The sequence below is a fragment of the Flavobacterium sp. ALJ2 genome (assembly GCF_015594725.1).
GTDB lineage: Bacteria > Bacteroidota > Bacteroidia > Flavobacteriales > Flavobacteriaceae > Flavobacterium.
In genome coordinates, this window is the sequence record NZ_JADNRC010000003.1 from 118,960 (window position 1) to 140,739 (window position 21,780).

The window sequence follows — 21,780 nt, forward strand, 5'->3', positions numbered from 1 at the left end:
TAAATAAATAAAACTCACCATTTACAAAACTTAATTTTAGAATATTTTTTAATAACTACTATTAAAAATTAGGGGGTAAAAATGAAAATTTAATAAAAATAAAACAGTTAACACTGTTTTTTACAGGGGTGTAAAATCATTTTATACTTTTATTGAAATTTAAAACTAACCAACTATGCGAAAAATTATTTTAACTGTGATTCTTATCACAATTTTGGTATTAACCTTTCTCTCTAATTTTATTTTGTCTGATAACCCTATTCCTGCCGAAGCAGTGAAGTTTGATACTGGCGATACTGCTTGGATGATTGTTGCTACAGCATTCGTTTTACTAATGACCCCTGGATTAGGTTTCTTTTACGGAGGCATGGTAGGCAAGAAAAACGTAATTAGTACCATGCTTCAAAGTTTTATGGCAATGGTAATTGTAACACTATTATGGGTTGTTGTTGCCTTTGGATTAGCCTTTGGACCATCAATAGGTGGAATTATAGGAAACCCAACTTCTAATTTATTTTTTCAAGGTGTAGGCACCAATACTGCATGGAGTCTTGCTCCTACTATTCCGTTTATGTTATTCGCTTTATTTCAGGCTAAATTTGCCATTATAACCCCAGCTTTAATAACAGGTGCATTTGCAGAACGCGTTCGTTTTTGGGCTTATTTATTATTCATGGTTTTATTCATTTTATTTATATACTCTCCTTTGGCACACATGACATGGCATCCAGAAGGCATTTTCTTTAAAATGGGTGTACTAGATTTTGCAGGAGGAACAGTTGTACACATGAGTGCAGGTTGGGCTGCATTATCAGGAGCCATATTTTTAGGAAAAAGAAAAGTTCAAAAAGTAAATCCTGCTCGTATCACTTATGTATTACTAGGAACAGCATTATTGTGGTTTGGTTGGTTTGGATTTAATGCCGGTTCAGCTTTAGGAGCTAATGGTTTAGCCGTTCAAGCCTTAGGAACAACTACCGTTGCAGCCGCTGCCGCAGCAATGGCTTGGGTATTTCTTGATAAAATTTTGGGACATAAATTATCTGCACTCGGAGCTTGTATTGGAGCAGTTGTAGGTCTAGTTGCTATTACTCCGGCAGCAGGCTTCGTAAGCATTCCTCACGCAATCTTTATAGGAGTATTTGCTGCTATTGTAAGCAACATCGTAGTGAGTAAATTTCCTAAAGGAAAAATCGATGATGCACTAGATGTTTTTGCTTGTCACGGTGTTGGCGGTATGGTAGGGATGTTATTAACTGGTGTTTTCGCATCCAAAGCTATCAACCCAGCAGTTGGAGATAATCAAGGGCTTATTTTCGGAAGTTCAACATTATTTACAAACCAATTAATAGCAATGATAATCGTATCTGTTTTTGCTTTTATAGGCTCTTATATTCTTTTCTTTATTGTAAACAAAATTACACCACTAAGAGTTACAGAAGAAAAAGAAGAACTAGGTTTGGATATTTCTCAACACGGAGAATTTTTGTAAAAAAAAGAGCCTTAAAAACTATTTTGAAGCACCTTTATATACCGAATAACAGAAAACAAAAAGACCAATCTCATTATTTAGATTGGTCTTTTTTATTATTTAAACTTTGAAATTCCTTCCTTTAACCATTTCAAATATTCATCAGCTCCAACGTAACTAATTGTAGGCTTTGAACTATTTAGATTCTTACCTTCTAAGTCAGTTATGATATACAAAGGCTGCGTATTGGTTTTATATTTAGAGATCATAAAATCTGTCCATTTATCACCTACGGTAATAATTTTATCTCCCGTAGCGGTTACATATTGCTTATCTACAGGCAATTTGCGTTTATCATCAACATATAAAGAAATAAGTACAACATCATTTTTTAAGATCGGTAAGATTCTTTCGTCTGACCAAACATTATTTTCCATTTTTCTACAATTTACACAAGCATAACCTGTAAAATCTAGCATAATCGGTTTATTGATTGATTTAGCAAAAGCTACTCCATCTTCAAAATCATGAAAAACCATAATTCCGTGCGGTCCTAATTCTGCTCCATCAGGCAATCCTTTATCTGAACCAAGACCTGAATTACTTGACCCTCCTACTCCAAACGGACTTTCGCTATATTGTGGTGGCGGTGGGAAAGCACTAATTAATTTTAATGGCGCTCCCCAAAGTCCTGGAATTAAATACACGGTAAACACAAGCGTAAGTAAACCTAAATACAAACGTCCGACAGAAATATGCTGTAAAGGACTATCGTGTGGCAATGTAATTTTACCGAATAAGTATAATGTTAAAGCTCCAAAAATGGCAATCCAAATTGCTATAAAAACTTCTCTTTCTAATAAATGTAATTGTAAAACCAAATCGGCATTAGATAAAAATTTGAATGCCAAAGCCAATTCTAGGAATCCTAAAACTACTTTTACTGTATTTAACCATCCACCAGATTTTGGTAATGAGTTTAACCAACCCGGGAACATTGCAAACAACATAAATGGCAAGGCTAAAGCCAATGAAAAACCAAACATTCCAACGATTGGTCCAATAATACCATTTGTAGCTGCTTCAAACAAAAGTGTCCCTACTATTGGTCCTGTACATGAAAATGATACAATAGCCAAAGCTAAAGCCATGAATAAAATCCCAATAACCCCACCTCTATCTGCTTGTTTATCAACTTTATTTGCCCATGAATTAGGCAACATAATTTCGAAAGCCCCTAAAAATGACGATGCAAAAATAATTAATATAACAAAAAATATTAAATTAAACCAAACATCTGTAGATAGTGCATTCAAAGCATCAGCACCAAAAATCCATGATACTAAGAAACCAAGTAAAACGTAAATTACTATAATTGAGATACCATAAATAATCGCATTTCTTATTCCTGCAGCCTTAGTTTTACTTTGTTTTGTAAAAAAGCTAACCGTCATAGGAATCATAGGAAACACACATGGAGTAAGCAATGCTGCAAAACCTGATAAAAATGCAATAAAGAATATAGACCATAAACTTCTTTGCGAAGTAGATTCTGGAATGTCTTCATCAGCAGTAGCTAAATTAGAATCTGTTTTTATTGCTTGAACTATTTCTGAGGTAGGTACTTTACTAGTAGTATCTGCTGCCAGAGCATCTACAGGATTTGCTACAGTCATATCTGGTTTTACAATAACAACTGCTGCAGCATCGGCATTCATTTTAAAATTAGCTGGAATAGCAATAGAAAATTTCTTGTTTAAATTGATACATACCTCTTTACAAATCTGAAAATCAAATTCGACTTCAATTGTTTTTACACTAGCATTTGTAATAGTAATCTCTTGCTCGATATGTGCTTTTCCTTCAAAGAAAGTTTCATTAACACCAAATATATCATTAAATGCCGTTCTGGTTTTCCCTTCTTTGGCTTTACCAACCAAATTATAATTCCCTTTTTGATTTTTAAAAGAAAGCTCTAACGGTAGCGGTCCACCATCTGGGGTAAATTGAGAATATATATGCCAATCTTTCTCAATAACTCCATCAAAAATTAATACAAAATTGTTTCCCGATTTCTTTTCGATTTTAGAAGTCCATTTTACTGGTTCTAATATTTGTGCATTTCCTTTTATAAAAGCAAAAAAGAAAAGCAACAAAAACACAATCGAATTATTCCAGATTTTTTTTGAGAGTAAAGCTTGACGGTAATAGTTTGATTTCATTATTGTAATTCTATTTTAAGTATCTTATTTGTAGTATTTTCTATTTTAAAACGCTCATCTTGTCTGATCCCTACAACCCATACAATTTGATTATTCGAACACAAAATCCAAGTGTTTTCTTTTTCAATCAAGGATAATTTTTCATCTTTAAAAAGTTTACTTACTTTTTTAGATTTCCCATTCATTCCAAACGGATGAAAAACATCACCTTCATTCCATTTACGTAAAACTAAAGGAAACTGAATTTTTTCGACGTCCACAAATATAGCTTTATTTGAATCTATTGTTATGTGACCTACGTTACAGAGTTTCAATTTTAAGGGAAAATTAACTTCTTTGTCATTAATTTCTATATAAAACTCTTCTTCCTTTATTTCGGGAATTGGACTTAAAATTAATATTTTTCTATCTTTTATCAATCGAAATCCTGGTGAAAAAACCTGTTTACCCGACTGGCTATCAACCAACTCATAAATATCATCCCAGGCCGAAAATTCATACTCCTTAAGCCATTGATATAAATATGATTTATAATTTGCTAAGCGTTTTAATTGCTCTAAATCGAAATGAATCTCATCATTAATTTCTTTTGCAACTTGTTGATATACCATAATCGAAGCATCTTCGACCATAATTTGTGCTTCTTGTAAAAATTCCTGAGTCTTCTGAAAAGCTGTCAAAAAATTAGGATTTAGCTCCTTTAAAATTGGAACTAAATCATGACGAATTTTATTTCTTAAATATTTATTCGAAGCATTACTACTATCTTCACGCCATTCAATAGCATTATCCTCAGCGTATTGCTTTATTTCTTCTCTCGAAAATGGCAATAGAGGACGAATAAGTTTGTCGTTTTGCTCTGGAATTCCAATCAAACCATCTAAGCCTGTTCCTCGACTTAAATTAATTATAAATGTTTCCAGATTATCATCAGCATGATGTGCTGTTAAAATATAATCATAACCTTCGGTTTCTAAAAGTTCATAAAACCAATTGTATCGCAATTCTCGCGCTGCAACCTGAGTCGAAAGTTTGTAATCTTTAGCAAAAGCTTCAGTATCAAACTGTGTAATAAAAAATTGAGATTTTAAATCAGCTGCGGCAGTACTAACAAATTCCTGATCTCCAAAACTTTCTAAACCTCGCAACTGAAAATTACAATGCGCAATTGCAAAATCATAATCTAGCTGAGCAAATAAATGAACCATAACCATACTATCCAAACCTCCGCTTGTAGCTAGTAATAATCTCTTTTTTTTTAGAAAAGGAAATATTTGTGCAATATGATTTTTAAATTTTTGGAGCATATTTTAATTTACATCTTTTATTATGATTTGGTTTCGCAAATCAACTTGTTAAAAGTACAAAAATAGATTAGTTATTATTGCAATACTTGCTGCATTGCTTTTGCTTTCAACAAACACTCTTCATATTCGTTTTCAGGAATTGATTGCGATGTAATAGCACTACCAACCGAGAAGGAAACATATTCTTTTTCCTGATTATATAAGATGCTTCGAATAACGACATTAAAATCAAAATCTCCTTCTGGCGTAAAATAACCTACTGCCCCACTATACAAACCTCGTTTGGTTTCTTCTAGCTTGTCGATGATATTCATTACCGAAATTTTTGGTGCTCCAGTCATGCTTCCCATTGGGAAAGTTGTTTTCAAAACATCGATTGGTGAATATTGAGAATCTAGTTTTGAAGTAATAGTCGAAATCATTTGATGCACTTGCAAAAAAGAATAGATTTTGCATAATTCTACCACTTCTACCGAACCTTTTTGAGCCGTATGCGATAAATCATTTCGAACCAAATCGGTTATCATGATATTTTCGGCACGTTCTTTTGGATCTGCTTCTAACTGATTTTTAGAATTTTCGTCTTCTATCATATCTTCAAACCGCTTTGAAGTTCCTTTTATAGGCTGTGAAATTATCTGATCTCCTATTTTCCGAATGTATCTTTCTGGCGAAGCTGATAATAAAAACTGTTTGTAATTTTTAAAAAAAACTGTTAATGGTGCTTGAGATATTTCATTAAGTTTTACAAATTTCTCCAATGGATTGATAGCTGCATTTTCTGCATAAAACTCCATACAAAAATTAGCTTCATAAATATCTCCTCGATGGATATGCTCCAAAACCGAATTTACTTTTGAAATATATTCTTGTCTAGAAATTCGCTGCTTTACCTCAACTTCATTCAGCGTAATATAAGGCTGAGACTCTACTTTAACAATCTCATCATAATCATCTTCAACCTCGTCATCACACATCAATAAATATTGAATTTCTAATTGATTGCCTTTTAACAAAAATATTTTTTTAGGCTGAAAGAAAAATAAATCAGGAAATTCTAATCCATCAAAATTAGATGATTGTAACTCTTCGATATCATTTTTTAAATCATAGGTCAGATAGCCAAAAAGCCAATCTCTAGTCATTTGTTGGTATTGTTTTAAATCCTCAAATGCACTATGGAAATCAGTTTTTATTGATGTAAAAGCATCGACAGCCAGCAAACAATCGAAACTTGAATATTCTTGTGGATACAAATTACTATCCATAAAAACAACTTCTCGGTGTTGCTGCGCCCAAACTAAAAGTTGCTGTTTAAAGGCTGTAGGATTTGAAATATACTTGTGAATTGAAACTCTCAAAAAATTATTTTTTTATCCGACAAAATTACGACAAAAAAAATCCTTCGATAAAGTAATCTCAAAAAATATTGGCATGCTTTTTATTATACCACTTTATAGCCATTTTATAAAATTGATACGATTATTGAGACAAAACTACTTATACCCTATTTAAAAAAAATATTACAGTAACCCATTTATTAATCAATAATAATATCAATTACCCATGAAAACAATTGCAAAACTTGGCATGACTACAGTAGTAATCATCACATTATTATTTTCCTGCAAAAAAGCAGACTATTCTATTGAAGACTCAGCTGCAAAATCATCAACTAATACAACTGATATTATTTCTTCATCGGCTGCAGTCGAGAAGAAAGATAGTAATCATAAATTTATTCGAACTGCAGATATAAAATTCAAGGTGAAAAATGTCGCAAAATCGACTTATGCGATTGAAAATGCTACTGTTAAATTTGGAGGTTTTGTTACATACACCAATTTACAAAGTACAATTCATGACGAAATACAAACTAAAATAAGTCAAGACAGTACTTTGCAAACCACAAAATACTCCGTAATAAATAACATAACGATTCGTGTTCCCAACACGCAACTTGATGCTGTTATAAAAACGATTGCCAAACAAATTGATTTTCTGGATTATCGCGTTATCACAGCTGACGATGTTTCTTTAAAACTAGTAGCCAACCAACTTGCTCAAAACAGAAGCGCAGCAAACAATAAAAGAATTGAAAATACTATTGACACAAAAGGCAAAAAAATAAATGATGTTATGGAAGCTGAGAATACGCTTGCTGCACAAAAAGAGCAAAACGATTCTAGCAAAATCGAAAAATTGTCTTTAAAAGATCAAATTAATTTTAGTACTATTACTTTACAATTATATCAAAACCAATCTTTAAAACAAGAAATAGTAGCTAGTAGCAAAGACAACAATACCTATAAACCAAATATTGGTATCGAAATTACAGATGCTTTAAAAAGTGGCTGGTACATGTTGCAATCAATAATTGTGTTTTTCTTACATCTTTGGCCGTTTATTTTAATTGGTACTGGTGGTTTTTTTATTTATAGAAAATATGTTAAAAAACACTCTTAAATATAACAAATCATACATTTATTTAAAGCATAAAATTTACTATATTTGATATAGTATTAAATAAATCCTAAAACACATCCAATTAGAACACATAATTCGTAATAATTTAATAATTAAACATATTATTAAATTTATTAAAATAAGATAGTTTTATATCCAAAATCATTTTTTAACCTATAAAAATCATCTATATCATGAAAATCGCCACTATCATTATCAGAACTTTAATTGGTCTTTTACTACTTTTTGCTTCGGTGAGTTACTTTTTACATTTAATGCCTGAACCTGAAGTAACTGGGAATTTTAAAGCTTTCAACGTTGGTTTAATTGCATCAACCTACATAATGCCATTAGCAAAATCAATAGAATTAATTTGTGGTATTGCTTTTCTAACTGGGCGTTATGTAACTCTTGCCAATATTTTAATTCTCCCTATTACCATAAATATATTATTTATTAATTATTTTATGACTCCAGAGAATTTACCTATTGCTGGTTTGTTATTTTTAGGAAATCTATTTTTAATTTACAGATATTGGAATAATTATAAAAGTGTATTCACCGCTTAATTTAGTTCACTATTTTCCATAAAAAAACCCGACTAAACAATTGTCGGGTTTTGTTTTACATCAAAATGCACTGTTGTGCATCATAACTATATGTGTAATGCTCTGTTATCAGTAGCAGCCAATGCAGCCTCTTTTATTGCTTCTGCAAATGTTGGATGTGCATGACTCATTCTTGAAATATCTTCAGCAGATGCTTTGAATTCCATTGCTGTCACTGCCTCTGCAATTAAATCAGCAGTACGAGCTCCAATCATATGTACTCCTAAAACCTCATCAGTTTTAGCATCGGCAATGATTTTCACAAATCCATCTAAATCTCCACTTGCTCTTGCACGTCCTAAAGCTTTAAACGGGAAACTTCCAACTTTATATTCAGTACCTGAAGCTTTTACTTGCTCTTCTGTTTGTCCAACAGCAGCAACTTCTGGCCAAGTGTAAACAACACCCGGAATTAAGTTATAATCAATATGCGGTTTTTGACCTGCTAATATTTCAGCAACCATTGTTCCTTCTTCTTCTGCTTTATGTGCTAACATTGCTCCACGAACAACATCTCCAATTGCATAAATATTAGGAACATTTGTTTGTAAATGATCGTTTACTTCAACTTGTCCTCTGTCAGAAATTTTCACTCCAGCTTTATCAGCATTCAATCCGTCTGTGTAAGGACGACGACCAACAGAAACTAATGAATAATCTCCTTCTAAAGTAATTGTTTCTCCTTTTGCATTTTCAGCCTGAACTACAACTGCATCACCATTTCTTTCTACTGATTTTACTTTATGAGAAACGTAGAATTTCATTCCTTGTTTTTTCAATACTTTAGTTAATTCTTTAGACAAAGAGCTATCCATTCCAGGAATAATTCTGTCCATAAATTCAACTACAGAAACTTGTGCCCCTAAACGTAAATATACTTGTCCTAATTCAATACCAATAACTCCTCCACCAATAATAACAAGATGTTTAGGAACTTCTTTTAATGCTAATGCTTCAGTAGAAGTAATGATTCTTTCTTTATCAATTTTAATAAAAGGCAAAGATGAAGGTTTAGAACCTGTTGCAATAATAGTATATTTAGCTTCAATAGTTTCTGATGTTCCATCTTCTTTTGCAACTGCAATATGTGTAGCATCTACGAAAGAACCTAAACCATTAAAAACGGTAATTTTATTTTTATCCATCAAGAAGTTAACTCCTCCTGCTGTTTGATCTACAATTGCTTTTTTACGAGCAATCATTTTCTCTAAATTAATTTTTACATCACCAGAAACTTCTATCCCGTGATCAGCAAAATGCTTAATCTCGGCATAATGATGTGAAGATGCCAATAATGCTTTTGATGGAATACATCCTACATTTAAACATGTTCCTCCAAGCGAATTGTACTTTTCGATTATAGCTGTCTTGAAACCTAATTGTGCGCAACGAATTGCCGAAACATATCCGCCGGGACCTGAACCTATAATGACTACGTCAAATGAACTCATAGTTTTTGATTTTTTATTTTTTAGCGATACAAAATTAAGGAATTAAGTTTTGTTTAAACTTTAAAAGTTAGAGTTTTTTCTCAGGATTTACTGAACTATGGAAAACTTATTGTAATAAATACATAAAAATGTTAAATTTTCTTTGAGATTTAGTAGAAAACGCAGATTTAGCAAATTAGGCAGATATTGTTTTTGATTTAAGATTGCTGATTTTTAAAACTGATTGAAAAATCAATCTCGTAGAATTATTTTAAAATCTCTCTCAAAGGTGCGAAGATCCAAGATATAAATTAAATACTCTGAATATTATTGTTTTTCTCCATTTTGTCACCCTTAGCATCTCGAAGCTTCTGGATAAAGTCAATGCAGGACTTCGACTCCGCTAAGGCACAAAGTTGAACCTTAAAAAGACCCTTTGCGTCTTAAAAAGAAATCACCGTTGAATTTTTTACTTCACTAATCATGAACATACTTTGAGTACTGCCGATGTGTTGCAGGTTTGTGAGTTTAGTTACTAGAAACTCTCGGTATGCTTCCATATCTTTTACGAGAACCTTTAGGATATAATCGTAATCTCCGCTTACATGATGACATTCGAGGACTTCTTTTAACTGGATAACTTCGCTTTCGAATTTGGTTAGAAATTCTTTGGTATGTTGAATAAGTTTTAGGTGGCAGAAAACGACAAATCCCTTTTCTATTTTAGATTTATCTACTAAGGCTACATATTTATGAATGACTCCTTCTCGCTCTAGTTTCTTGATGCGCTCATAAACTGCTGTTACCGAAAGATCTAACTTTAAAGACAACTCTTTAGTCGTTTTCTTACTATCGGTTTGAAGCAACAATAATAATTTTTTATCTATAGAATCTAATACCATAATTATAAATCGTTTTTAGACTGAAAAATAATCTATTTAAATCTTATCTCAAAACAAAATTAGATAATAAATCTACCAAAACACAAATTAATAGTATAAAAATCTAAACACACAAACTATGATTGATTATTATTCTAATATGTTATTAATTTGAATTATGATTGCTGAGCTACTCAGATTTTATAACCCAGTTAACCATCGGGATAGTTTCTTATTGTATAGCTTTGAATTAAATAAAAATAAATAGTAACTAGAGGATGAAATGCATTCGTTCCTCATAATAACATAACAATGGAAAATTTTAATCCAGCCGACAAGATTCAGGATTTGCAGTATTTTGGGGAATTTGGTGGTGTAAACCCATCAATTTCAGACTCTTCAACTTATACTTTTCTTTCAGCAAAAACAATGTTTGACACTTTTGAAGGAAATATGGAAGGCTGTTATTTGTATTCCCGCCATTCATCGCCAAGCAATTTATATTTAGACCAAGCTCTTGCTGCTATGGAAGGAACTGAAACTGCTAATGTTTCAGCTTCAGGAATGGGTGCAATTACACCTACACTTATGCAATTATGCAATACGGGAGATCATATTGTTTCGAGTAGAACTATATATGGCGGAACGTACGCTTTTCTTAAAAATTTCACTCCAAGATTTGGTATAAAAACAACTTTTGTAGATATCACAAAGTTAGATATTGTAGAAGCTGCAATTACTCCAGAAACGAAAGTTTTATATTGCGAAACAGTAAGCAACCCTTTATTAGAAGTTGCAGATATTAAAGGATTATCTCGTTTGGCAAAAAAATACAATCTAAAATTGGTTGTTGATAATACATTCTCTCCTTTATCTGTTTCGCCTGCAAAATTAGGCGCAGATATCGTGATTCATAGTTTAACAAAATACATAAACGGTAGTAGTGATACTGTTGGTGGTGTTACTTGTGCTTCAAAAGAATTCATAAATAGTTTAAAAAATGTAAATAGTGGTGCTAGTATGCTTTTAGGTCCTACTATGGACAGTTTACGCTCGGCTAGTGTTATGAAAAACTTACGTACACTACATATTCGTATCAAACAACACAGCCATAACGCTCATGTTCTAGCTGATAAATTTGAAAAAGATGGACTTAAAACCGTTTACCCTGGTTTAAAAAGTCATCCTAGCCATGAATTATACAAAACAATGATTAATCCTGAATATGGTTTTGGTGGCATGCTTACAATAGACGTTGGTTCTTTGGCTAAAGCCAATGAGTTAATGGAGTTGATGCAGGCACGAAATCTAGGATATTTGGCAGTGAGTTTAGGTTTTTACAAAACTTTATTTAGCGCTCCAGGAACCTCTACTTCTAGTGAAATTCCACTAGAAGAACAAGCCGAAATGGGTTTAACAGATGGTTTAATTCGATTTTCAATAGGATTGGATAATGACATCGAAAGAACCTATCAGATGATGAAAGCCTGCATGGTCGAGCTTGGGGTTTTATAAACACGAAACATTTCTTTATAAATAAATTTTCTTAATTTTTAATTAGTTTGTTTGAATCCGCTGGAGTTCGCTCTAAGCGGATTTTTTTTATTATAAATTATACTTTTATAGACTCCCTTAGATTGTTAGACTGGTTAGACTTTTTACTTTTTTACTGACATAGACTACTTAGATTTCGGAATTCTGTAGCTTTTAAAAACCAAAAAAAATCCGTTCTGAAAATAATCAGACCGGATTTTATATTTGAATAGTTGTCTTTTACTAAAAACTAGATATTACAACTTTACTAAATTAAGCTTACTATTTTTTCGACTAAAACCAAAATAAATACAAAGACCTATAAGTAACCAAACTGTAAAGTAAATCCAGTTCCAAACGCTTAATTCTGCCATCATATAAAGACAACAAATTAAACCTAATAATGGAATTAAAGATAAATTTTGTTTAAAAGCCCAAACTGTTAATCCAACCAAAACGATTAAGAAAATCCACATTGGTATTTTATGTTTGAATAAGCTTAAACCGCTTTCGTATTTAATAGAATCCGCTACTGGTAAACCTGCAATTACGTTGGCATACTTTGCTTCATCTTTTTGATATTGCTTTAATATTAATTCTAAATCTGGTTTTTCGGTTGTAGCATTAGCAGGATCAACAGTTACTAAATAATCATATACCATTTTTGTATGACTTTTATCCAAAGAGGTGATTATATCTGCCGATTCATTAATTTGAGTTTCATTCATAATAAAACTCATTGTTGCTTTTTTGTTGTATCCAAAAGAAAACACCAATCCTATAATCAACAAAACTGGCATTATAAATTTTGAATTTACATAAGGTGTTCTAAATTTCCCTCTTGGAATATTTGGTTTGTTTTGCAACACTAAAACTCCTGCGCAAACCAATACAAAGGCAAATAAAGTTCCTATACTACACAAATCGGTAACCATTGTAAGATTTAGAAATAGAGCTGGAACTGCAACCACAAAACCAGTAACAATAGTAGCGTATGATGGAGTTTTGTATTTAGGGTGCACTTTAGAAAAGCGCTTTGGCAATAATCCATCACGACTCATACTCATCCAGATACGAGGTTGTCCCATCTGAAAAACTAATAAAACACTCGCCATGGCCACTACAGCACTTACTGCTATAATCCCCGACATCCATTTTAAATCTAATTTCTCGAATACAAAAGCAAGTGGATCTCCAACATTAAGTTGATTGTAACTCACCATACCAGTAAGCACCAATGCAATTGCGATGTATAAAACGGTACATATTATAATTGCCCACATCATTCCTCGCGGTAAATCTCGTTGTGGATCTTTACATTCTTCGGCAGTGGTTGAGATTGCATCAAAACCAATATAAGCAAAGAATACAGCCGAAACTCCTTTTAAGACTCCTGTTACTCCATTTGGTGCAAAAGGATCCCAATTAGCAGTGTCTACATAAAAAGCACCAACTGCAATTACCAAAAGCACTACACATAACTTAACAACAACCATAACATTACTCGCATTACGAGATTCTTTCATTCCACGATAAATCAATGCTGTAATTAAAATAATAATCAATAATGCTGGTAAATCGGCAACAAAATGAAATGAACCTATTAAAGGTGATGTTGTCCAAGCTGTATATGCTGCCTGTAAGCCCGGTTCTAGATTCTCAAATGCTTTTCCTCCATGCATTAAAGCTGTTGCATCTGTAAATCCATTAGAGGCTGTTAAATAATCCATTTGAACCCATTGGGGCAAGTGGATGCCACCGCTGGCGAGCAATCCTGTGAAATAATCACTCCAAGATATAGCTACAGTTATATTACCGACAGAATATTCCATTATTAATGCCCAACCAATTACCCAAGCTATAATTTCGCCAAAAGCAACATACGAATACGTATAAGCACTTCCAGAAACTGGAACCATCGATGCAAATTCAGCATATGCAAAAGCTGCAAAACTACAAGCGATTGCTGTAAATAGAAACAAAAAAATAACAGCTGGTCCACCATCGGAACTAGCTTTACCAATTGTACTAAATATACCTGCACCAACAATTGCTGCAATACCAAAAGCTGTTAAATCACGAGCTGTTAAATACTTACCTAACGAATCCGTTCCATTGGCATTATTTTTCTCTACTTGACTTAAAATATCTTGTACTGTTTTTTTTCGGAATAGACTTGAAAATGACATAAGTGTACTTACTATTAATAATTAATTTATTTCTAACTTTTTGCTTTTATTTTGCAAATAATGCAAAAATCATCTTGAATTCAAATATATAAAACGATTTTGTTTTGAAACACTTTTGATAGACTTTTTATCAATCTCTAATATTAACTAAAAAAAATGACATTGCAAAAATCTAATTTCTAGTTTTATAAATAAAAATTCATTAATTCATCATATCCTTTTATATGCACATCTTTTTTTACCAACAGTAAGTAAAAATCGAATATCTATTCTTCAACATTCAATTTATCTATATTCTTTCAGGTTTAATAGTAACCTAAAAAAAATTTCTTAATAGATTCTTACTTAATGATGAGATGAAACAGCCATTAGGGCTTTGTTAGTTATAGATTATAAATAACAATTCATCAACTTATAATTAGAAGCAATTCTGTAGCGTTTTCAATTCTATAAAAAGAATTAGATAGTAATAAAAAACCCGTTATTATATCTTTTGTTTTTTAACAAACTCGTAACTCTCTTCAATTGCTTTCTCTATATTAATTTGTTGTGCTATAAATTTATTCCTTTCAGATGGCTTTATATTGAATTTAGTACCATTTAAGTCAAAGTCTTTTATCATATTATAAACTGGCAGATTCATATGTATTTCTTGGTTATCAATTAAACATTCCAGAAATCGTACCGTTTTGGTCTGGCTTTTATTTATATAGGCTTCGAAACCATTTGGTAAAAACTTAATATTTTCGATTGGTAGATTTAAATCAAAGGCTAAAAATCCATAAATATCTTTAATTGTTTCTTGTGTTTCAAAATCTAAAGGTTCTTTTTGTTCAAGGTTATAAAACAATTCTCCTTGCAATACGATATCCTCCAATATCTCTTTCTCTAAATTCTTATCAGATAATCCCAGCTCTTCTCTACAATAATCTGCAAAACGGAAGATAGTATGTTTATGACTTATATTTAAGGTTAATATTTGTGTTTCGGGAACATAATTATTGGTTATATTTTGATATAATGATTTAAACTCTTTTATCGTTTTATCATTGCCAATCATTATCATTTTTGCCAGTAAAAATTCTATTTGCGTAACCTCTGCACGGTTAATTTTTATTTTACCTACATTATCTAAGTTTGCATAAATTGTTTGCAAATTATCTAATATCTGATTAAACAGGACAATTTTTTGTTCAAAAACTTTTTCATTACGACTACGTTCTTGTTCTGTTTCTGACTGTTTATTTAACAAAACCATTGTTATAACAGCCGCGAAGATGGTCCCGAAAATAGCCGCTGCAAACTCCTGAGATGCTTTTTGTCCTAAATTTTCAAATAAAGGTTCAAAGGCAAGAAAGGAAGAAAATGCAATTATAAAAACAAATAATGCATTTCTAAAATTTTTGTTTTTTCTCAAAAAATCAATCATATCACTCTTCTTTTAAAATATCCCTCAATATAACTATAATACGTACAATAAAATAATATTTAAAATTATTGATAACTACTTTTTTAATTAACCTAGTATATTGAAAATCAATATAGAGAACTTATAAAAAAGAGGTGACTAATCAATATCTTACACCATTTAAGTATACTAAGCCATTGCTTTACAAACAGGATTAGGTTAATTTAAACAATCAGAAAAATTTGTCTATAAGTATCAAAACAATAATAGATTATAACTAAATCTTTCTATTTATTAGACGAAGTATTTAGATTTTCGGTATTAATTTAGCAAATAAAACATTACAAAAGATTTAGTAGCAAAAATCAACACCGCAATTGAAACATACCCTCCTATCTGAGTAAAAAAGTAAAATCTCTGTTACCTCTCTTTTTGATAGTACATTATTGGAAGACAAAATTTTGATAGCAGTTCTTTGACATAAGCCATTCCAATCTTAAAATCTGTATATTTGACTTTAAGAGAAGCAATTTAAAAAAAACAATACCAATCCATAATTGGGGATCTCTACTTAATCAGTTTAACTATATTAAAAAAAAGGATACCACTTTAATTAAAAAGTCATCCATTTATTTTTAAACTTACACACTTTTCAGCCTTAGAAAGTTTGTACTGATTGCTTTAAAAAGTGATATTTGGCGTTGGAATAATAATTCAGAAGGATTTTATTTTGAATAAATTAAAAAAATAAATCCGACAGAGGAATATACAAAATACGCATTACGTATGTTTTTGAGTTATACGATATGCTAAACCAAAAGCCCTCAAAATTGAACCTATCGAAAAATAAATGAAAAAACCAATCACTCTAATTTTTATTTTACTACTTTTTATTTCGGCTAAAGCTCAAGAAAATGAAACATATCCTCAACTTATTGACGAGAAAGAAGACTATTATACAAATTACTCGTATGAAGATTATAAAAGTCAATATCATCAAGAATATACATTTTACTATAAAAGAGCCACAACTAAAGACAGTAAAAGTCAAATTAATAACTTACAAGACAGACTTCTTCCTTGGGAAATAATAGATAAATATAATCCAAAATATTTTTTCAATCAAATTATCAATTCAATTAGAGTAGAAGATTTTGGAGATGACAAACTCAATATTTCAATGGTTTATGATTTAAGTACCGAACAATTAAAAGAATTTAAACAAACACGAGGAATTGTAAATAAGGAAAAATTATTAGACTTATTGCATGTAAATATAATATCTACAGACATCATTAATACAACCACAAATAAACAAATTGAATTGGACAAATCTTGGACTTCTTTCTGTTGCAATCTCCTACCAAATGATACTCCTACCAAAGAGAGATTCATCTATTATACCTACATAAAAAATAAAAACACAAACTTCAAAAATCTATCAGGAACCATAACTGTTCAACTTGAGCTTCCAACAGCATATATAGTAAAAGAAATTACTAAAAATGACATCGGTAAAACCATAGAAATTGCAGAAAATCAAAAAATAAAACTCATTGAATTTGTTGACAATAAAATTCATTTTGAGATACTAAATAAAGAGAAACTAAAATCTGAAATTAAATTTACAAACGTTTCATCTAATGTAAAAAGCATCTATATGCCAAAATATTTATACCATTTTTTTCGATTAAACCCTAAAATAAAGCACTTAGAATTTGAAAAAGAATACCAGAAATTACTTGACATAAAAGAAGAAAATTTGGAAGAAAACATAGTCTATGTATACACTCTTAAAGGCAGACCTGAAAAATTTTATTTACTTAATAAAAAAACAGTACTAAAGAAAGAAATAGTTTTAAAAATAAACTAAAAAAAAATCGAACGACAAGGGTCTTTTTTCAGATGGTGTTTCAGATAAGGTGTTTTTTATAGAATAGAAATGTAACTAAAAAGAAGAAAAAAAAGCTGCCTGAAAAATATTTTCCGGACAGCTTCTTAACTTTTAAAACTTCTACTGGCGGAGAAAGAGGGATTCGAACCCCCGGACCTGTTACAGTCAACAGTTTTCAAGACTGCCGCATTCGACCGCTCTGCCATTTCTCCAGTATATCGCATTCATTATCTGATTGCGAGTGCAAATATAAGATGCTTTTTTTGATTATAAAAACTTTTTTTTACCCATTTACAAAGAAAATAATATGCTGTAAAAAAACAAGAAACCATCTCAAAACAAAAATTTGAAGCAGTTTATAAATTTTATAGCATTTTAATAACTAGGTTTTTGTAAAGTAAGTAAAGTATTAAAATGTAAAAAGCACCTCATTGAGGTGCTTTTCGCGGAGAAAGAGGGATTCGAACCCCCGGACCTGTTACAGTCAACAGTTTTCAAGACTGCCGCATTCGACCGCTCTGCCATTTCTCCAGTATGTCGCTTTCGTTATCTGATTGCGTGTGCAAATATAGGACGCTTTTTCGATTATAAAAACTTTTTCAACGCTTTTTTTACATATTTTTTTACTCGATTTTCAAGTACCTAATTATCAGTATTTACAAGTAAAATCTATTACGATTTATTATTCTGGATTATCCAAAATTGACACTGGCTTTTTATTTTCATCCACTGCTACAAAAGAAAAAGTGCCTGAAACTACAGTTTCTCGAAGTTCAGAATACATTTGTTCCATAAAAATATCTACATGAATTTTACAGCTTGTTCTTCCAACACTAATAACTTTAGCTACTAATTCAATTAAAGTTCCTGCAGGAATCGCTTTTCTAAAATCAATTTGCCCTGTAGATATCGTTACTACTTTCTTTCGACTAAATCTGGTAGCACATATAAAAGAAACTTCATCCATAAGCTGTAGAGCAGTTCCTCCAAACAATGTATCGTAATGATTCGTTGTATTCGGAAAAACAGCCTTAAATATGTGCGTTTCAGATTTTGCAATTCTTTCTTCTAGTGTCCCCATATACTTTAGTAATTTACGTATTCTGTTATTTCAAGTCCATAACCTATCATTCCAACACGTTTTGTTTGTTCAGTATTCGAAACCAATCGAATTTTAGATATATCAATATCATGTAAAATCTGTGCTCCAATGCCATAATCTTTACTATCAATGATTACTTTTGGGGCTTTCATTACTCCTTGAGATTGTAATATTTTAAGCTCTGTGATTCGACTCAATAAGTTTACTACTTGCATATCTTGATTAATAAACAACACTGCCCCTTTTCCGTCCTCATTAATAACCTTGAACATATCATCTAATTGTTGCTCTGGATTATTAGTTAGAGTACCTAATAGATCATTATTTACCTGTGAAGAATTAATTCTCGTAAGGATTGACTCGCCTATACTCCAATTTCCTTTAGTCAATGCTATATGGATTTGATTATTGGTAGTTTGCTCATAAGCTCTTAAACGAAACGTACCGAAACGAGTCTCTATGTCAAAATCTTCTTTTTTAACAATCAAACTATCATGTTGCATTCTATAAGCAACTAAGTCTTCTATAGAAACCAACTTCAAATTAAATTTCTTTGCCACTTCTACAAGTTGAGGCAAACGAGACATTGTTCCGTCTTCATTTAAAATCTCACAAATTACACCTGCCGGTTTAAATCCTGCTAATCTTGCAAAATCAATAGCTGCTTCAGTATGCCCAGTTCTTCTTAACACCCCACCTTGTTTAGCTACTAAAGGAAAAATATGTCCTGGTCTTGCTAGTTCATGTGGTTTTGTATTAGAATCTGTTAATGCCAACACAGTTTGTGATCTATCGGCAGCAGAAATTCCTGTAGTTACTCCATTTCCTTTTAAATCTACCGAAACTGTAAATGCAGTTTCCATATGATCTGTATTGTTAGTAACCATTGGTTTTAAATCCAACTCTTTACAACGGCTTTCTGTTAATGGTGCACAAATTAATCCACGTCCGTGTGTTGCCATGAAATTAATCATTTCTGGAGTTACTTTTTCGGCTGCAGCAAGAAAATCACCTTCATTTTCACGATCTTCATCATCTACTACAATAATTACCTGTCCTTGACGAATAGCTTCGATTGCTTCTTCGATAGTGTTAAGTTGTATTTTATTTGTTGACATAGTTAGGTTTTGTTTTGAGAAGAAATAAATCTCTCAGAGAATTTTTTAAATAACTTATTTAATGGCGCCAAAACAGCATCCATGCTTATTAATCCAATATCGTTTGTAGCGCGATACGTTAATAAAACAGCTAATGGCGTAAGTATAAAAGTTGACATCCATGCTCCCATAAAAGGAGTCAATCCGTCTTCTTGTGAAATTCTTTTTCCGAAGGTATTGATAAAGTGGAAAGTAATAAATATCAAAACCGCAAAAACTATTGGCAAACCAAGTCCTCCTTTACGAATAATTGCTCCTAGTGGCGCACCAATAAAAAACATTAAAAAACAAGCAAAAGCAATTACAAATTTCTCATAAAGTGCCGTAAGGTGTCGGTTAATATTTCGTTGCTTTTCTTTTAATTCATTTTTAGTAGAATCAATAGAATACATTGTACTTGTAAGATTGCTACTTGCTACCTTAAGTATTTCGGCCTTTTTATCATTGGTATAAAGCGACAAAAGATCGTTTGGTAGCGGTTTTTTCTTTTTATCAAGCTTTATTGTAGGCAATCCTTTAGCAATACCCACTTTTTGATTGATATTTTCCGAAAAGGAGAGGATTTCGCTGTCTAGGTTTTTAGTTAATGAATCTAAGGTATAGCGTAATTCGCTAGCATTAAGCATTCCGTTTGTATTACCAATATCTTGACTATCATCTACCTTATTTAATTCAGATAAATCGATATTGATAATTTGTTTTTTAAACGCCCCTTTTATAAAAGGCATCTTACTTCTATCTTCGTATTTCTTAGGCGTTACATCTTGATAATAATAACCATCATTAAGCACCAGCTGAAGAATACTCGATTTATCATTACTTATTAATTCACCTGTTTTAGATTTAATAACCGTTTTATTTTCACCGCTATTATTTGCCTTTTCATGAATAGTTACTCCAGTAAGATTATTTCCGTTTGGACCTGATTTTTTATTAACTTTAATATTATAAAAACCTACATCGCTAAATTGCCCTTCGGCAATAGCCATAGCGGGCTTGGCTTGTGCGATGCTTTTTCTAAAATTAATAAATTTATACTCCGCATATGGAATAACATTATTTGCAAAAAAGAAAGCAAGTATACTTAAAAAGCATATGAATACAATTAAACTTCTCATGGCTCGCTGTAGAGAAATCCCTGATGCTTTCATTGCGGCAAACTCATAGTTTTCTGCTAGATTCCCAAATGTCATAATCGAAGCCAGTAAAACCGATAATGGTAATACCAATGGAATAATTCGGGGCATCGAAAACAACAGGAATTTAACAACTAAAATTAAATCCAAATCTTTACCCGCCAATTCGGCTATAAACAGCCAAACAGTTTGAAGTATGAATATAAAAAATAGAATTACAAATACAGTAGTAAATGTAAGAAGAAAAGTCTTTAATAAGTATTTGTCTAAAATTTTCAACCCGTAATTAGTCTAGTTTATTGATATAGTAATTTGGATATTTACTTTGCACAAAGGTAAACTGATTTTTTGATAATGGCTGATTGGTTTTAAAAGAATTAACGGTTAATGTAGTTTTTGTTCCGTTCTTACCCATTTCAATTAAATTATAAATATGCTTTGTTTGTACATCAATCCCTAAAAGAATTTCTTTACGTTGATCTTTAGCACTTGTTGGATTTAATTTAATGTACTGGATTTTTCTTCCTTTTACATTCTGAACAATATCCATTGTGTATTTATAACCAGAATTAAAAAAAGTCAACATTTTTGAAGGTGTAATTGCATTATCATCTTTCTCGTTGACTCTAGAAATAGAGATTTCTTCGTCTTCTGGAACAATTGTATATGTTTTTTGGCCGTCAAAAATCTTTGTAACTCCCATAAAATTCAACACAAATTGATTTCCTTTTATGGTAACATTTCCTTTACTGTCCTGATTAATGTTCTCTTTGGCATTATTCAAAGTGTATTTAAAATCAATTACAATATTATCGTAACTTTTTACCTTTGCAGTTACCTGATCTAATAATTCTTTTGCTTTTTTATCTTGGGCCTGAGTAGAAAAAGTAACAAGGAATAAAAAAACAATTTGAAAAACCTTTTTAGTCAGGTTGTTTACATTATTTTTTTTGAAGTTTAGAATCGTTGATTTCAT

The 21,780-nt window shown here is 31.4% G+C and carries 16 protein-coding genes and 2 tRNA genes; 5 read left to right on the forward strand and 13 right to left on the reverse strand.

The features are described from left to right. The first annotated feature begins 175 nt into the window (after window positions 1-175). Window positions 176-1,492: an ammonium transporter gene (locus IUY40_RS04725; protein ID WP_195735718.1), complete on the forward strand. Its 1,317-nt coding sequence runs from the start codon at window positions 176-178 to the stop codon at window positions 1,490-1,492. Between the two features lie 95 nt (window positions 1,493-1,587). Here the strand turns inward: IUY40_RS04725 and IUY40_RS04730 are convergent, their stop codons facing one another. The 3 genes from IUY40_RS04730 to IUY40_RS04740 all read right to left on the reverse strand — a co-directional run bounded on the left by IUY40_RS04730 (window position 1,588) and on the right by IUY40_RS04740 (window position 6,361). Next, window positions 1,588-3,693 carry a cytochrome c biogenesis protein CcdA gene (locus IUY40_RS04730; RefSeq protein ID WP_195735719.1) on the reverse strand — a complete coding sequence of 702 codons (2,106 nt, stop codon included), beginning with the start codon at window positions 3,691-3,693 and terminating at the stop codon, window positions 1,588-1,590. After that, window positions 3,693-5,000 carry a tRNA lysidine(34) synthetase TilS gene (tilS, locus tag IUY40_RS04735; RefSeq protein WP_195735720.1) on the reverse strand — a complete coding sequence of 436 codons (1,308 nt, stop codon included), beginning with the start codon at window positions 4,998-5,000 and terminating at the stop codon, window positions 3,693-3,695. Before tilS ends, IUY40_RS04730 begins: the two co-directional genes overlap by 1 nt. Before the next feature lie 74 nt (window positions 5,001-5,074). Beyond that, window positions 5,075-6,361 carry an anthranilate synthase component I family protein gene (locus tag IUY40_RS04740; RefSeq protein WP_195735721.1) on the reverse strand — a complete coding sequence of 429 codons (1,287 nt, stop codon included), beginning with the start codon at window positions 6,359-6,361 and terminating at the stop codon, window positions 5,075-5,077. A 205-nt stretch (window positions 6,362-6,566) separates the two neighbouring features. On the opposite strand from IUY40_RS04740, the gene IUY40_RS04745 reads away from it, so the two are divergent. Beyond that, window positions 6,567-7,466: a DUF4349 domain-containing protein gene (locus IUY40_RS04745; protein WP_195735722.1), complete on the forward strand. Its 900-nt coding sequence runs from the start codon at window positions 6,567-6,569 to the stop codon at window positions 7,464-7,466. 194 nt (window positions 7,467-7,660) lie between these two features. Continuing rightward, a complete protein-coding gene (locus IUY40_RS04750) occupies window positions 7,661-8,035 on the forward strand; it encodes a DoxX family membrane protein (protein ID WP_195735723.1) in 375 nt (124 codons plus the stop codon). 86 nt (window positions 8,036-8,121) lie between these two features. Here the strand turns inward: IUY40_RS04750 and lpdA are convergent, their stop codons facing one another. Beyond that, a complete protein-coding gene (gene lpdA, locus IUY40_RS04755) occupies window positions 8,122-9,525 on the reverse strand; it encodes a dihydrolipoyl dehydrogenase (protein ID WP_195735724.1) in 1,404 nt (467 codons plus the stop codon). A gap of 422 nt (window positions 9,526-9,947) precedes the next feature. Further along, window positions 9,948-10,406, reverse strand: a complete 459-nt coding sequence (locus IUY40_RS04760; RefSeq protein WP_195735725.1) for an Lrp/AsnC family transcriptional regulator — start codon at window positions 10,404-10,406, stop codon at window positions 9,948-9,950. A gap of 291 nt (window positions 10,407-10,697) precedes the next feature. Between IUY40_RS04760 and IUY40_RS04765 the strand changes: the two genes are divergently transcribed. Next, complete coding sequence (locus IUY40_RS04765) at window positions 10,698-11,900, forward strand: aminotransferase class I/II-fold pyridoxal phosphate-dependent enzyme (protein ID WP_195735726.1); 1,203 nt, start codon at window positions 10,698-10,700, stop codon at window positions 11,898-11,900. A gap of 275 nt (window positions 11,901-12,175) precedes the next feature. Here IUY40_RS04765 and IUY40_RS04770 read toward each other — a convergent pair whose 3' ends face one another. After that, on the reverse strand, window positions 12,176-14,107 hold the full coding sequence (locus tag IUY40_RS04770) for an amino acid permease (protein WP_195735727.1): 1,932 nt from the start codon (window positions 14,105-14,107) through the stop codon (window positions 12,176-12,178). A gap of 484 nt (window positions 14,108-14,591) precedes the next feature. Further along, window positions 14,592-15,536: a hypothetical protein gene (locus IUY40_RS04775; RefSeq protein ID WP_195735728.1), complete on the reverse strand. Its 945-nt coding sequence runs from the start codon at window positions 15,534-15,536 to the stop codon at window positions 14,592-14,594. A gap of 829 nt (window positions 15,537-16,365) precedes the next feature. On the opposite strand from IUY40_RS04775, the gene IUY40_RS04780 reads away from it, so the two are divergent. After that, window positions 16,366-17,388, forward strand: a complete 1,023-nt coding sequence (locus IUY40_RS04780; RefSeq protein ID WP_195735729.1) for a hypothetical protein — start codon at window positions 16,366-16,368, stop codon at window positions 17,386-17,388. A gap of 145 nt (window positions 17,389-17,533) precedes the next feature. Here IUY40_RS04780 and IUY40_RS04785 read toward each other — a convergent pair. The 6 genes from IUY40_RS04785 to IUY40_RS04810 form a co-directional block, all read right to left on the reverse strand. Beyond that, window positions 17,534-17,621 (reverse strand) — tRNA-Ser (locus IUY40_RS04785). A gap of 234 nt (window positions 17,622-17,855) precedes the next feature. Further along, window positions 17,856-17,940, reverse strand: a tRNA-Ser gene (locus tag IUY40_RS04790). A gap of 151 nt (window positions 17,941-18,091) precedes the next feature. Further along, a complete protein-coding gene (locus tag IUY40_RS04795; protein ID WP_195735730.1) occupies window positions 18,092-18,490 on the reverse strand; it encodes an acyl-CoA thioesterase in 399 nt (132 codons plus the stop codon). A 5-nt stretch (window positions 18,491-18,495) separates the two neighbouring features. Then, window positions 18,496-19,629, reverse strand: a complete 1,134-nt coding sequence (ribB, locus tag IUY40_RS04800) for a 3,4-dihydroxy-2-butanone-4-phosphate synthase (protein ID WP_195735731.1) — start codon at window positions 19,627-19,629, stop codon at window positions 18,496-18,498. A 2-nt stretch (window positions 19,630-19,631) separates the two neighbouring features. After that, window positions 19,632-21,083, reverse strand: a complete 1,452-nt coding sequence (locus tag IUY40_RS04805) for an LptF/LptG family permease (protein ID WP_195735732.1) — start codon at window positions 21,081-21,083, stop codon at window positions 19,632-19,634. A 7-nt stretch (window positions 21,084-21,090) separates the two neighbouring features. After that, the gene (locus IUY40_RS04810) at window positions 21,091-21,780 is read right to left on the reverse strand and encodes an outer membrane lipoprotein carrier protein LolA (protein WP_195735733.1); all 690 of its coding nucleotides are present in this window, start codon (window positions 21,778-21,780) and stop codon (window positions 21,091-21,093) included.

Excerpts from the sequence above, each read along its gene's own strand:
- IUY40_RS04725 (WP_195735718.1), top strand. The coding sequence starts at position 176 with ATGCGAAAAATTATTTTAACTGTGATTCTTATCACAATTTTGGTATTA.
- IUY40_RS04730 (WP_195735719.1), bottom strand. The coding sequence starts at position 3,693 with ATGAAATCAAACTATTACCGTCAAGCTTTACTCTCAAAAAAAATCTGG.
- tilS (WP_195735720.1), bottom strand. The coding sequence starts at position 5,000 with ATGCTCCAAAAATTTAAAAATCATATTGCACAAATATTTCCTTTTCTA.
- IUY40_RS04745 (WP_195735722.1), top strand. The coding sequence starts at position 6,567 with ATGAAAACAATTGCAAAACTTGGCATGACTACAGTAGTAATCATCACA.
- IUY40_RS04750 (WP_195735723.1), top strand. The coding sequence starts at position 7,661 with ATGAAAATCGCCACTATCATTATCAGAACTTTAATTGGTCTTTTACTA.
- lpdA (WP_195735724.1), bottom strand. The coding sequence starts at position 9,525 with ATGAGTTCATTTGACGTAGTCATTATAGGTTCAGGTCCCGGCGGATAT.
- IUY40_RS04760 (WP_195735725.1), bottom strand. The coding sequence starts at position 10,406 with ATGGTATTAGATTCTATAGATAAAAAATTATTATTGTTGCTTCAAACC.
- IUY40_RS04765 (WP_195735726.1), top strand. The coding sequence starts at position 10,698 with ATGGAAAATTTTAATCCAGCCGACAAGATTCAGGATTTGCAGTATTTT.
- IUY40_RS04770 (WP_195735727.1), bottom strand. The coding sequence starts at position 14,107 with ATGTCATTTTCAAGTCTATTCCGAAAAAAAACAGTACAAGATATTTTA.
- IUY40_RS04775 (WP_195735728.1), bottom strand. The coding sequence starts at position 15,536 with ATGATTGATTTTTTGAGAAAAAACAAAAATTTTAGAAATGCATTATTT.
- IUY40_RS04780 (WP_195735729.1), top strand. The coding sequence starts at position 16,366 with ATGAAAAAACCAATCACTCTAATTTTTATTTTACTACTTTTTATTTCG.
- IUY40_RS04795 (WP_195735730.1), bottom strand. The coding sequence starts at position 18,490 with ATGGGGACACTAGAAGAAAGAATTGCAAAATCTGAAACGCACATATTT.
- ribB (WP_195735731.1), bottom strand. The coding sequence starts at position 19,629 with ATGTCAACAAATAAAATACAACTTAACACTATCGAAGAAGCAATCGAA.
- IUY40_RS04810 (WP_195735733.1), bottom strand. The coding sequence starts at position 21,780 with ATGAAATCAACGATTCTAAACTTCAAAAAAAATAATGTAAACAACCTG.